This window comes from Bacillus pfraonensis, assembly GCF_050768835.1.
In the GTDB taxonomy this organism is placed as follows: domain Bacteria; phylum Bacillota; class Bacilli; order Bacillales; family Bacillaceae_G; genus Bacillus_A; species Bacillus_A pfraonensis.
On the sequence record NZ_JAHCDO010000016.1, the window covers coordinates 123,745 to 135,808 of the forward strand.

Below are 12,064 nucleotides of genomic sequence, written 5' to 3' on the forward strand. Positions count from 1 at the left end.
ATCTTTTGAGATAGTGTGCCAAATTTACATATTTTTTATTCTTCTTTTTTACTTTTTTCGTCCTTAGGTGCTTCCCCTGTAATTTCTTGTTTCTTCAATTCAAAGTAAGCATCCGTAATGGCACGGCCGATATCTCCGTTAACTCCAGACTTATCGTTGTGTACCCATGGAACAACAACGGAGAATGCAACTTCAGGGTTATCAAGCGGTGCATAACCTACTAATGTTAAGTTATAAGTTGGTACAGGCTCGCCTTTTGCATTTCTTCCGATGTCTTTATTACCGCCATAAAATGTTTGCGCTGTTCCTGTTTTCCCGGCAGCTTTATATGGTGCATTACTAAAGTATTTTGCACCAGTACCACCTGAATCATTAAATACTTGTCTAAATCCTTCTTGAACACGTTTGATTTGATCTTCAGGCATATCAACACGATTTAACACTTTCGGTTCCATCGATTGAATCACTTTTCCAACTTCATCTGGTTTAGATGTTGGTTGACGAATTTCTTTAACGATTTGTGGTTGCATACGATAGCCACCATTTGCAATTGTTGAAACATATTGCGCAAGTTGAAGCGGTGTATACGTATCATACTGTCCAATCGATAAGTCTAATAAGAAACCTGGTTGGGATCCTGATCCCCTCTGGCCAGATATTTCGTTTGGTAAATCAATTCCTGTTTTCACTCCAAGCCCAAATTGTCCAAAATAATAACGCATATCATCGAATGCTTTTTTCTTAATATCTAATGTACCACCTCGAACATATGGTACCCCAGCAATATTCATAGCTGTTTTAAACATGTATACGTTAGAAGACATTTTTAAGGCAGTTAGGTCATTAATATAACCCATCGTTTTCCAAGAAGCTTTTACTGGTGTACCTTTCAATTTAATCGGTTCATCCAATAACGTTGCCCCAGGCTGAATTGCTCCTGTTTGATACCCCGTTAGTACTGTAGCACCTTTCACGGTTGAACCCATCGGATACGCACTTGTCATCGTTCCTAGTGCGTAGTCTTTTATCTCTTTCGTACCATTTTCTTCTACGATTTGTTTTCCAGCCATAGATAAAACTTCACCATTTTTTGGATTCATCATCACAACAAATGCTCTATCTAAAAGTGGCTCTGATCCTGCATATTGTTTTAAACTCTTTGTAAGAATTTCTTCTACACGCTTTTGCAGTTCCATATCAATTGTTAAATTTAGGTCATTGCCTCGTTGCCCTTTAGATACATTTATCGTTTCTAAAATATTACCATCTTTGTCTGTAATATTTCTCACTTCTGCTTTTGTACCGTGAAGTGTATCCTCATATTGTTGTTCAATATAACTTTTACCAACGCGGTCGTTACGATTATAATCTCGTACAAGGAAATAATCTAATCGTTCTCTTGGTAACCCTTCATCTGAGCTTGTCACACCACCAAGTACACTGCGGAACATATCATCATAAGTGTATTTACGATCCCAATCAACTGTCGTATCTATACCTGGTAACAACGCTAAGTTTTCACTAATGATTGCATATTCTTCTGGTGTTACATCTTTTTTTATGATTTGCGGCGTCATTGCATACCCGCCGTCCATTTTACTCTTAATTGCAAGTATTTCTAAATCTTCCGCTGTTAATTGATTGATTTCCGCCTCTGTCACACGATTACGCTGACGCTCTGCAATTTCTTTATCATCAATTTTCTTTGCTTTAAATTCTGCTTGGTCTTTCTTTGTAATCTTTTCTTTCGCTTCATCTTCATGTAACGAAAGCCAATAATCTTTTTTATCCCGTTCTGTTAATTTATCTGGCGATACTTCAATTAGCTTTGCTAATTTTTTCGCCGTCTCTAAACGTTCTTCTGAAGTTGACCCCTTCATTCTTGTAAACGTAATGGTACGAACTGGATTATTATCCACAACAGCTCGACCATATCTGTCAAAGATTTTCCCGCGTGGAACCGGATTACTTACTGTTGAGTTTTCTTTTTTTTCAACCTCATTTTTATAATCTTCACCATGTACAATTTGTACCATTCCAAGCTTCACAATGATCGCTGAAAACATTAAAAACACACAAAAAAACAACACGTTAAGCCGGAACGGAACGTGGGTCTTCTTTTTTTTCTTCTTTTTACTCATACGAACCCCCTCTACCAACAGCTATGTAATAGGAAAGGGACACCTAGTTACAGGTGTCCTCACTGCTGTTTCACATGTCCTTTTATTCTAGCATAAAACCCAGAAGAAGTTAACCTTCTCGTTCGGTATGATTTTGTGTTGTTTCAGGTGCTGGAATCCTTGTTTTATTTGGATTTCCTTCCCCATATTTGACATTTCTAACAGCAAAATAAATAAGTAAATGTCCAGCTCCAAGAATACATAATAAAACAGGTAAGCTTTTTTCTGGTGGAAAAAATGATACTGCGCATAAGAAACTTAAAACAGAACATATTCTCCCACTATTCAGCCATAGCTCTCGTACAACAATATACTCAACTCGCCACTCTCTGGCTTGCTTTGCTCTTCCAATTACATCATATGTCATAGAACCATATGGAACAAGTAGAATTGGGTAAGCAATAGCGATACATGCTGCATAAATGAGTAGTTTTACATATGTAACGTGAAAAACAACTAAAAATACGACGATATACAAAATAATTCCACCAAGTAAAATCGCTTTTTTTCTCCATTCCTTTCTTAATATACGCGCAACCAAATAGTAGCATATAAAAGAAACAGCTGAATTGACTAAACTATATTTCCCTAGCCCAAATTCACTTCCTGATGCTAAATAGACGTATACGGAAATAACAAAAACGAACGTTCCTTCTCTCAATCCTTGAAAAAAGTGTGCACGTGTAACCCTTCCCCAGTTTTTATTGATTTTACGTTCTTTCAAAACTTGAACAATTTCATAGCGTCCCTCACATTCTCTTTTCGATAAAAAGAAACTTATGACAACAGCAATTGCAAATAAAGTTAATGAAAGAAAAAAGATAACCGTATACCCAGTCCACTTCTCCATACGCGAAATCGTATACCCAGCTGCTATTGGCCCAATCATTCCAGAGAAGGATGTTAACAAACCGAGAAAACCATTAAAAAAATCACGTGTTTCAGGCTCTGTAATTTCAAACGTCAACAAATTAAATGCCAGCCAATAAAAACCATAACCAATCCCTAGAAGACCACCAAGTAATAAAATATAATGTGAAGCACGTGTTCCTGCGAGTAAGACAACAACAAAAAAAGCCGCTAATGTTCCTACACCAATTCGCAGTAAAATGGCACGATCTATCCGCTTTGCCAATTTCCCTGCAAAAAGAAATGTTAATGGTTGCAATACAACGCTTGCTAAATTATACAATCCAAGGTTCACATAATTTTGTGTTTGTTTCCATAAATAAATGTTAACAAACGTGTTGGATAAAGAAATCGCGAGCGTGTATAATCCCCCCATAACAAGTAACAATACTAAATCACGATTCACCTCGACATCGCCAATTACATGTTTCCACTTCATACATAACTCTCCTTTACTTCATGTTCTAGTCTTCCAAAGACCGACGCAATTATGTAAAAGAAAGCATACAAAAAAGCTAGGAGAATATTCCCCTAGCTTCTTCAATATCAACTTACGTAAAACGGAATAAGCGATATTATTTAGCTTCTTGGTAACGTTTTTCAGCTGCGTTCCAGTCTACAACGTTCCAGAATGCACCGATGTAGTCAGGACGACGGTTTTGGTAATGTAAGTAGTAAGCATGCTCCCAAACGTCTAAACCGATAACTGGAGTTTTACCTTCTGCTAAAGGAGAATCTTGGTTTGGAGTGCTTGTTACTTCTAGCTCACCATTGTTTACTACTAACCAAGCCCAACCAGAACCGAAGCGAGTTGCACCAGCTTTTGCGAATTCTGTTTTGAATGCATCAAAGCTACCGAATTTCGCTTCAATTGCAGCTGCAAGTTCACCTACTGGTTGTCCACCACCGTTTGGAGATAGAATTGTCCAGAAGAAAGTATGGTTCACATGTCCGCCACCGTTGTTTCGTACTGCAGTACGAATTGCTTCTGGTACTTCATTTAAGTTTGCAACTAATTCTTCAACACTTTTGTCAGCTAATTCTGCATGACCTTCTAACGCAGCATTTAAGTTTGTTACGTAAGTGTTGTGGTGTTTTGTATGATGGATGTTCATTGTTTCTTTATCAAAGTGAGGTTCTAAAGCATCATACGCATAAGGTAAATTTGGTAATTCATGTTTTGCCATTGTTACATTCCTCCCAGTTTATGTATTGCCAAAATAATTTAGCATACAACTTCATTTTACCCTAATTGCCATAGGGTGAAAACAAATTAAATTACATTGTCTTGCTATCATTAACGTAGCAAAATTCCCATTTCTTTTCAAACAAAATGCTCATATATTTCGTAAAAAAAAGCCTCCTTCTACAAGGAAGCTTCTCGTCTACATGATAAACATGTGAAATGGATATGGACCCTGTAGGACTCGAACCTACGACCGGACGGTTATGAGCCGTCTGCTCTAACCAGCTGAGCTAAGGGTCCAAAATTATGTATATAGCGGTGATTGAAATTCAGATTCACCACCAAATCCCTAAAGAACATTCATAAAAGCTGAAAACTGCGAGATATATTCTTTAAGAAATGTAAGATAAATTTACCATATACAAAAGAAAAGTGTCAATTATATTTTTACCTTTCTGCTACGCAGAACAAAAAGTAACCTACACTCATTTTCTCTCTTTGTTTTCATTGCGCACAGGACAGGAAAAAGATTTGATCGCTTCAGACGGATGCACTCACCACCTAGAAAGAAAGGCTTTTATAAGTAATAAATCCTCTATACAATCCAATTACCGGAACATTAATCTTATTTCATACGATATAGCTTGTGATTCTCTAGATATGTACGTTACAATGACTTTATGCATCAATCTATCATACATATAGCAAAGGAAGTGAATATATGTCCATATTTACACAACTAGTAAAAAGTTTATATTCGCCAAAGGACATGGCACTTTTTCGTTTTCAAAAAATGGGAAAAACAATTCTGTACGTTATGTTATTGTGTTTAATCGCAACGATTCCTAAAACTTTTATATTCGGAAACTTCGTACAAGATGTCGTTTCTTCTGTACATCAATCCATTGAAAAAGATCTCCCCGATTTTAAAATTAAGAATGGTGAGCTTCATGCTGACATTAAAGAACCTATTATAAAAGAAGATGGAGATTTTGTTTTCGTATTTGATCCTAATGCAACAGATACGAATGCATATGCAAATAAACAAGGTGTATTCGTTTTAAAAGATAAAGTTGTATCTATTAATAACAATCAAACTCAAAGTCAATCTTACAGCGATTTCGGCAATGGTACATTTGAGAAAAAAGATATCCAAGGTATTGTATCAGCCATCGATAATGTTTACCCTTTCCTTATGTTCGGTGTTGGAATACTCATTTACTTGTTCCAATTATTTATTTCGTTCTTAGGTACAACTATTTTAGCCTTTATCGGTTCAGCAATGGTTGGCCAGCGAAAAGTATCTTACAAACAAGTTTGGACATTAACAGCTTACAGCTATACAATTCCAACAATTTTCTTCATGATTATGGATTTATTGAACATAAATGTGCCAGGAACATTCTATCTGTACACTGCCATCATTTTAATTGTTCTATACTTAACAATTAAAGAAATACCAAAACCGAAAGAAAAACAAGAACTATAAAAAAATGCCATTTTGGCATTTTTTTTTTGGACAAGCATATATTTCCTAACAAAGGAGTGAGGAATATGAAGAGACTTGGTGCACTCTTACTTGTGCTTGTTCTCGGTTACGTGTTTTATTACGATATAAAAATTGGTACTTTACCAATGTTAAGTTCATACAAAAAAACAACAGCTGCTCAAACTGTAAAAAAAGAAAGTGTTGATACAAAAGCAAAGAAAGAATCAGATACACAGTATAAAGCAATTGAAGTAAAAACAGGAGATACCGTTTTATCGATTACAGAAGCGATTAATAAGAAAAAAATTCCTTCTATTGAAAAGGTCATCGGTGATTTTAAACAGTTAAATAAAAATACGTCTGCAACAAAAATACAGGTCGGAAAATCTTACAAATTTCCGTTATATCAATGAGCAATCACTTAATCCTTGTCAATTACATAAAGGCGCTGATACAATAGTAAAAGTGAAACCGAGCATATAGGTTTCTATTGCTTCATATCACATATACTATATTTGATACGAAGTACAAAATAAGAAACTTCTTTTATAAGGAGAGCGATCTATTCGTGAATGAAATGACTCATCGTACAAAAACACGTCCTGTTAAAGTCGGTAATTTAACAATTGGCGGTAATAATGAATTAATTATACAAAGTATGACAACAACAAAAACGCATGATGTGGAAGCAACAGTTGCTGAAATCAAGCGTTTAGAAGAAGCGGGTTGTCAAATCGTCCGCGTTGCTGTTCCAGACGAACGTGCAGCAAACGCAATTGCTGATATAAAAAAACAAATTAACATCCCACTTGTTGCTGATATTCACTTTGATTATCGCCTTGCATTAAAAGCAATTGAAGGTGGCATTGATAAAGTACGTATCAACCCAGGTAACATTGGACGTCGCCATAAAGTAGAAGCTGTTGTAAATGCTGCGAAAGAACGTGGTATTCCAATTCGTATTGGTGTAAATGCTGGTTCATTAGAACGTCATATTTTAGAAAAATATGGATACCCTACTGCAGATGGTATGGTTGAAAGTGCTCTTCATCATATTAAAATTTTAGAGGACTTAGATTTCCATGATATTATCGTATCGATGAAAGCCTCTGATGTTAATTTAGCAATTGAAGCATATGAAAAAGCAGCTCGTGCTTTTAATTATCCACTGCACTTAGGTATCACAGAATCCGGAACACTATTTGCCGGAACAGTAAAAAGTGCTGCCGGTCTTGGTGCTATTTTAAGTAAAGGTATCGGAAATACACTTCGTATTTCATTAAGTGCTGATCCAGTTGAGGAAGTAAAAGTTGCTCGTGAATTGTTAAAATCATTCGGTCTTGCATCGAACGCTGCAACACTTATTTCTTGTCCAACATGCGGTCGTATTGAAATTGACCTTATCAGCATTGCAAATGAAGTAGAAGAATATATCTCTACGCTGAAAGTACCAATTAAAGTTGCCGTACTTGGCTGTGCTGTAAACGGTCCTGGTGAAGCTCGTGAAGCCGATATCGGTATCGCTGGTGCACGCGGAGAAGGTTTATTATTCCGTAAAGGAAAAGTCGTTCGTAAAGTACCAGAAGAAACAATGGTAGAAGAACTAAAAAAAGAAATTGATGTAATCGCTGCTGAAATGGCTGCAAATCAAGAAAAAGAAAAACAAGAGCAAAAATAATAAAAAAGCTCGTCAGTTTCATAACTGACGAGCTTTTACTTTGCACATTTCGGGCAACGCCCATATATTTCAAACTTATGTCCTGTTACTTCATATCCCTTAAAATCTTTATTCATAAAATCCATTGGACAAGAAGTAATTTCTTTTGTACCACCACAATCCAAACAAATAAAGTGATGATGATGTTCCATAATAGAGCATGTAAAACGAAAATGCTTTTCTCCATTTAATTCAGTTTGCTCCAAAACACCAATTTCAGCAAATACGGTTAAATTACGATAGATTGTATCAAAACTTAATCCTGGATAATCATCCTTCATATGCTCTAAAACATCTTTTGCAGTTAAATATCGATTATGAGCTGCAAATAAACGTAACATTTCTTCCCTTTTTCCGGTATGTTTATAGCCTTTTTCTTTCATAAGGCGTAAAGCTTCTGTCAGATTCATAACTATCCCTACTTTATGCAGTTTTTTTCTTCTTCCATAAGATTGCACCGATTAAAATAAGAACCGCTAGCATAACAATTGTACCACCTGGAGCTAAATCAAGCTGATAAGAAGCGAACAGCCCACCTATCACGGAAATTTCACCAAATAAAATGGAAAAGAAAATTGTTTGTTTAAATCCTTTTGCAATGCGGATACTTGCTGCAACTGGTAATGTCATTAAAGATGACACGAGAAGAACCCCAACAACACGCATAGATACCGCAATGACGAGCGCTACTAAAATAATGAAAATAAAGTGAATCCATTTTGTGCGAAGCCCTGTTGATACAGCATATTCTTCGTCAAACGATAATAAAAATAACTCTTTATATAATAAAATGATCGTTGCAATAACGACGATTGCTACAATACCAATAAGAATTAAATCCGTACTCGTTACAGCGCTCACGCTACCAAATAAATAACTAAATAAATCCGTATTAAATCCATTAGCAAGCGAAATGAAGATAACTCCTATTCCCATCCCTGCTGAAAGAATAATCGGAATCGCTAATTCTTGGTAATGTTTATATACAGTACGTAATTTTTCAATCAATAGCGCCCCGCCCATTGAAAAAATCATCCCCATATATAACGGATTTAAAAATCCACCTGTAAAAATTGTTTTTTCCAGCAACAAGCTTGCAGCAATCCCTGATAATGTCACATGACTTAAAGCATCTGCAATCAGTGACAAACGGCGAATGACAACAAACACACCGATTAACGGAGCAACAAGCCCTATTAAAATACCAGCGTATAAAGAGTTACGCAAAAAGTCATATTGTAAAAAATCCTGTATCATTATATCCTCCCGTGATGCTCATGATCATGCTCTAAACGATGAACATGATGTCCATATAAAATCGACATTTCTGCATCTTCTAACTCTCGGAATTTCTCAACATTCCCATGAAAATGTAAGTGCTGATTTAAACATGCAACATGCGTTACCTTCTCTGTTACAGCCCCCATATCGTGTGTAACCAGAATCAGTGTGATACCTAGTTTTTTGTTTAAATCTTCTAGTATCTCATAAAAGCTCTCTACACTCTTCACATCAATTCCCACTGTAGGCTCGTCCAAAATTAATAATTCTGGATTGCTTACAAGCGCACGCGCGATAAATACACGTTGCTGTTGTCCACCGGAAAGCTCTCCGATATTACGATTTTGAAATTCACTCATTCCTACATCTGCGATTGCCTTTATGACCTTGTCTTTATCTTCTTTCTTCAAGAAACGAAATAGCCCTTTTTTTGAAACAAGTCCCATGGAAACAACTTCAAAGACAGTCGCTGGAAAACCAGAATTAAAGCTGTTCGCCTTTTGTGAAACATAACCAATTTTATTCCACTCTTTAAATTTCTTACTATCAATATCAAATAACCGAATATTCCCTTTCTTCGGCTTCAAAACACCTAATATACACTTTAATAAGGTCGATTTACCAGACCCATTAGGCCCAACCAAACCTAAAAAAGCCCCCTTGGGAACTTGCAAATTGATATCTTCTAACACATTTCGATCTTCATATCGAAATGTTAATCCTTCTATTTCCAACATATTCTTCATAGCATCTCACCTATTTTAATTCAGAATGATTCCGATTTAATTCTATTTGAATTATAATATAGCTTATTATAGTTGTAAACTAATCTGTCCAAAATATATTCTTTATTTAAAGCAACCTTATTATTATAACAAAAAAACAGAGAAAATCTCTCTGCTTTTTAAGGATATTCAAAAATCACGACTAAGATAGCTGTCACAACTCTTCGTGCATCAGAATTGATTACCTCTCTTTATCTTCTTTTTAAATATATACTTTTAATGAATAGCTGATTTGAATTTGCCACCATTTGTTTCTTGCGTACTCATAATTGTAACAAAGGCGTTTTCATCAATTTCATGAACAATTGATTTTAATTTCGTTACTTCAAGACGTGTAACAACCGCATAAATTACCTCTTTTTCTTTATCTGTATAACCACCTTTAGCAACAAGTTTCGTTGTCCCACGACCAAGGCGGTGTAAAATTGCATTTGATACTTCTTCATACTGATCTGATACAATTAGAACTGCTTTTGTTTCATCCAACCCTTGAATAACCGTATCAATCGTTTTAAAAGCAATATAGTATGTCATAACAGAATACATCGCTTGCTCGACACCAAATACAAATGCTGCCCAAGCAAAAATAAATAGATTTACAAACATCACGAATTCACCAACAGAAAACGGTAATTTCTTTGTTAATAAAATCCCCATAATTTCTGTACCATCCAATGAACCACCATGACGAATAACAAGCCCTACACCAAGACCTAAAATAAGACCACCAAAAACTGTTGCTAAAATAGGCTCTGTCGTAAACGGTTGAAAGGTATGTAACGTTGACTCAATAAACGCTAAAGCCACAATTCCAAAAGCAGAAGATAACATGAATGTTTTCCCGATTTGCTTATAACCGGAATACATAAACGGGATATTGAGGATAACAACCAAAGTAGAAAAACTCAACCACCAAATGTTAGGAGTAAGATAATCTAATATGAGGGAGACACCAATAATTCCACCATCAATAATTTTGTTTGGCATTAAAAATAGTTCAATTGCTACCGCCGCACATGCCGCCCCAAAGACAATCATCACCAAACGATACAATAGATGAATAACACTTTCTTTTCGATGTTGTTTCTTCTCCATAAGCCCTCCTTATATTCTCTATATAATTTCGTTCTTTTATTATAACATACTCCTCTTTTCACCATGGAAAAAAACAACTGGCATACGAATATATACAAGCACCGCACACATATATTTCGATATAAGAACGCCTGAAGGAGGATTATATCATGAACCTCATCAAACATATTGTAAATAAAAAATTAAATCATATGACCACAAAAGAATTATTGAAATATAGTAAAGAATATGAAGTTCCTATCACAACTGAACAAGCTGAGCAAATTGTCCCTTTACTAAAAGGAAAAAATGTCAATATTTACGATACAGGAGAAAGACTAGAACTTTTAAAAAAAATTGCAAAAGTAACTTCCCCCTCTACTGCGCAACAAATAAATACATTATTTCAGAAACTACTAAAATAAGGAGGGGAATTCCCCTCCTTATTGTTCTTTAATCTTCTCAAGAAGACCTTCATCAAATGAACCACTCTTTAACATTTCAATTTCAAACTTATATGGTGGTTTTTTATCTTTCTTATCCTCACCCACATAAGGTGTCTCAAGAATTTTTGGTACATGCTTCAGTTGCGGATGGTGCACAATGTGATGCAACGCTTTGTACCCAATATGGCCAAAACCAATATTTTCATGACGGTCTTTTCCAGCTCCACGTACATTTTTACTATCGTTAATATGCAACACTTGCAAACGATCAATTCCAACGATTTTATCAAATTCATTTAATACGCCGTCAAAATCATTTACAATATCATAACCTGCATCATGTGTATGACATGTGTCAAAGCATACAGATAATTTCTCATTATATGTTACACCGTCGATAATTTTTGCAATTTCTTCAAAACTACGCCCGCACTCTGTTCCTTTTCCAGCCATTGTTTCTAATGCAATATTTACTGTTTGTTCTGGTGTTAACACTTCATTTAATCCTTTAATAATTTGAGCAATGCCAGCATCAGCCCCTGCCCCAACGTGAGCACCTGGATGAAGTACAATTTGTTTCGCTACTCCTAATGCTGTCGTTCTTTCAATTTCCATACGAAGGAAATCCACACCCAATTGGAATGTTTCAGGTTTTGTCGTATTACCAACATTAATAATATAAGGCGCATGGACAATAATTTCTTCAATGCCATTAAGCTCCATATGTTTTCGTCCTGCTTCTATATTCAATTCTTCAATTGGTTTTCTTCTCGTATTTTGTGGTGCACCTGTATAAATCATAAACGTTGTCGCACCATATGAAACAGCCTCTTCACTCGCTGCTAATAACATCTTCTTACCACTCATAGAAACATGAGATCCAATCTTTAACATATAATAATCACCTCTTCAATATACAATAGCTATAATGATAGCATAATTTGTAGAAATATGTAGTGAATTCTTTGTTCACAAAAGAACCCACTATAAAATGAAA

At 35.5% G+C, this 12,064-nt stretch carries 12 protein-coding genes and 1 tRNA gene; 4 read left to right on the forward strand and 9 right to left on the reverse strand.

Annotation, left to right across the window (positions count from 1 at the left end):
• Window positions 1-35: 35 nt before the first annotated feature.
• The 4 genes from KFD70_RS17260 to KFD70_RS17275 all read right to left on the reverse strand — a co-directional run bounded on the left by KFD70_RS17260 (window position 36) and on the right by KFD70_RS17275 (window position 4,575).
• Window positions 36-2,141 (reverse strand): peptidoglycan D,D-transpeptidase FtsI family protein, encoded by a 2,106-nt coding sequence (locus KFD70_RS17260; protein WP_336450109.1) that lies wholly within the window; start codon window positions 2,139-2,141, stop codon window positions 36-38.
• A gap of 109 nt (window positions 2,142-2,250) precedes the next feature.
• Window positions 2,251-3,528, reverse strand: coding sequence for an MFS transporter (locus tag KFD70_RS17265; RefSeq protein ID WP_336450110.1), 1,278 nt, complete (start codon window positions 3,526-3,528; stop codon window positions 2,251-2,253).
• A gap of 136 nt (window positions 3,529-3,664) precedes the next feature.
• Complete coding sequence (gene sodA / locus KFD70_RS17270) at window positions 3,665-4,276, reverse strand: superoxide dismutase [Mn] (protein WP_336450111.1); 612 nt, start codon at window positions 4,274-4,276, stop codon at window positions 3,665-3,667.
• Between the two features lie 225 nt (window positions 4,277-4,501).
• A tRNA-Ile gene (locus tag KFD70_RS17275) sits at window positions 4,502-4,575 on the reverse strand.
• A 421-nt stretch (window positions 4,576-4,996) separates the two neighbouring features.
• On the opposite strand from KFD70_RS17275, the gene KFD70_RS17280 reads away from it, so the two are divergent.
• From KFD70_RS17280 to ispG, 3 genes are all read left to right on the forward strand, one after another.
• Window positions 4,997-5,764: a DUF1189 domain-containing protein gene (locus KFD70_RS17280; RefSeq protein ID WP_336450112.1), complete on the forward strand. Its 768-nt coding sequence runs from the start codon at window positions 4,997-4,999 to the stop codon at window positions 5,762-5,764.
• 65 nt (window positions 5,765-5,829) lie between these two features.
• Window positions 5,830-6,177: a hypothetical protein gene (locus KFD70_RS17285; protein ID WP_336450113.1), complete on the forward strand. Its 348-nt coding sequence runs from the start codon at window positions 5,830-5,832 to the stop codon at window positions 6,175-6,177.
• Between the two features lie 164 nt (window positions 6,178-6,341).
• Entirely contained in the window at window positions 6,342-7,442 is a 1,101-nt protein-coding gene (gene ispG, locus KFD70_RS17290; RefSeq protein ID WP_174099303.1) for a flavodoxin-dependent (E)-4-hydroxy-3-methylbut-2-enyl-diphosphate synthase, read from the forward strand.
• Window positions 7,443-7,477: 35 nt separating this feature from the next.
• Here ispG and KFD70_RS17295 read toward each other — a convergent pair whose 3' ends face one another.
• The 4 genes from KFD70_RS17295 to KFD70_RS17310 all read right to left on the reverse strand — a co-directional run bounded on the left by KFD70_RS17295 (window position 7,478) and on the right by KFD70_RS17310 (window position 10,642).
• Window positions 7,478-7,891, reverse strand: a complete 414-nt coding sequence (locus tag KFD70_RS17295) for a Fur family transcriptional regulator (RefSeq protein WP_071747162.1) — start codon at window positions 7,889-7,891, stop codon at window positions 7,478-7,480.
• 13 nt (window positions 7,892-7,904) lie between these two features.
• Complete coding sequence (locus tag KFD70_RS17300; protein WP_336450114.1) at window positions 7,905-8,738, reverse strand: metal ABC transporter permease; 834 nt, start codon at window positions 8,736-8,738, stop codon at window positions 7,905-7,907.
• Window positions 8,738-9,508, reverse strand: coding sequence for a metal ABC transporter ATP-binding protein (locus tag KFD70_RS17305; RefSeq protein WP_336450115.1), 771 nt, complete (start codon window positions 9,506-9,508; stop codon window positions 8,738-8,740). Before KFD70_RS17305 ends, KFD70_RS17300 begins: the two co-directional genes overlap by 1 nt.
• A 255-nt stretch (window positions 9,509-9,763) precedes the next feature.
• Window positions 9,764-10,642, reverse strand: coding sequence for a YitT family protein (locus KFD70_RS17310; RefSeq protein ID WP_336450116.1), 879 nt, complete (start codon window positions 10,640-10,642; stop codon window positions 9,764-9,766).
• A 149-nt stretch (window positions 10,643-10,791) separates the two neighbouring features.
• Between KFD70_RS17310 and KFD70_RS17315 the strand changes: the two genes are divergently transcribed.
• Window positions 10,792-11,046 (forward strand): DUF2624 domain-containing protein, encoded by a 255-nt coding sequence (locus KFD70_RS17315; protein WP_174098983.1) that lies wholly within the window; start codon window positions 10,792-10,794, stop codon window positions 11,044-11,046.
• An 18-nt stretch (window positions 11,047-11,064) separates the two neighbouring features.
• On the opposite strand, the gene KFD70_RS17320 is transcribed toward KFD70_RS17315, so the two are convergent.
• Window positions 11,065-11,961: a deoxyribonuclease IV gene (locus tag KFD70_RS17320; protein WP_336450117.1), complete on the reverse strand. Its 897-nt coding sequence runs from the start codon at window positions 11,959-11,961 to the stop codon at window positions 11,065-11,067.
• Window positions 11,962-12,064: the final 103 nt, after the last annotated feature.

What these genes read in the sequence shown, in the direction of transcription:
- sodA (WP_336450111.1), bottom strand. Translation starts at nt 4,276, where the DNA reads ATGGCAAAACATGAATTACCAAATTTACCTTATGCGTATGATGCTTTA.
- KFD70_RS17265 (WP_336450110.1), bottom strand. Translation starts at nt 3,528, where the DNA reads ATGAAGTGGAAACATGTAATTGGCGATGTCGAGGTGAATCGTGATTTA.
- KFD70_RS17280 (WP_336450112.1), top strand. Translation starts at nt 4,997, where the DNA reads ATGTCCATATTTACACAACTAGTAAAAAGTTTATATTCGCCAAAGGAC.
- KFD70_RS17285 (WP_336450113.1), top strand. Translation starts at nt 5,830, where the DNA reads ATGAAGAGACTTGGTGCACTCTTACTTGTGCTTGTTCTCGGTTACGTG.
- KFD70_RS17320 (WP_336450117.1), bottom strand. Translation starts at nt 11,961, where the DNA reads ATGTTAAAGATTGGATCTCATGTTTCTATGAGTGGTAAGAAGATGTTA.
- KFD70_RS17315 (WP_174098983.1), top strand. Translation starts at nt 10,792, where the DNA reads ATGAACCTCATCAAACATATTGTAAATAAAAAATTAAATCATATGACC.
- ispG (WP_174099303.1), top strand. Translation starts at nt 6,342, where the DNA reads ATGACTCATCGTACAAAAACACGTCCTGTTAAAGTCGGTAATTTAACA.
- KFD70_RS17305 (WP_336450115.1), bottom strand. Translation starts at nt 9,508, where the DNA reads ATGAAGAATATGTTGGAAATAGAAGGATTAACATTTCGATATGAAGAT.
- KFD70_RS17260 (WP_336450109.1), bottom strand. Translation starts at nt 2,141, where the DNA reads ATGAGTAAAAAGAAGAAAAAAAAGAAGACCCACGTTCCGTTCCGGCTT.
- KFD70_RS17295 (WP_071747162.1), bottom strand. Translation starts at nt 7,891, where the DNA reads ATGAATCTGACAGAAGCTTTACGCCTTATGAAAGAAAAAGGCTATAAA.
- KFD70_RS17310 (WP_336450116.1), bottom strand. Translation starts at nt 10,642, where the DNA reads ATGGAGAAGAAACAACATCGAAAAGAAAGTGTTATTCATCTATTGTAT.
- KFD70_RS17300 (WP_336450114.1), bottom strand. Translation starts at nt 8,738, where the DNA reads ATGATACAGGATTTTTTACAATATGACTTTTTGCGTAACTCTTTATAC.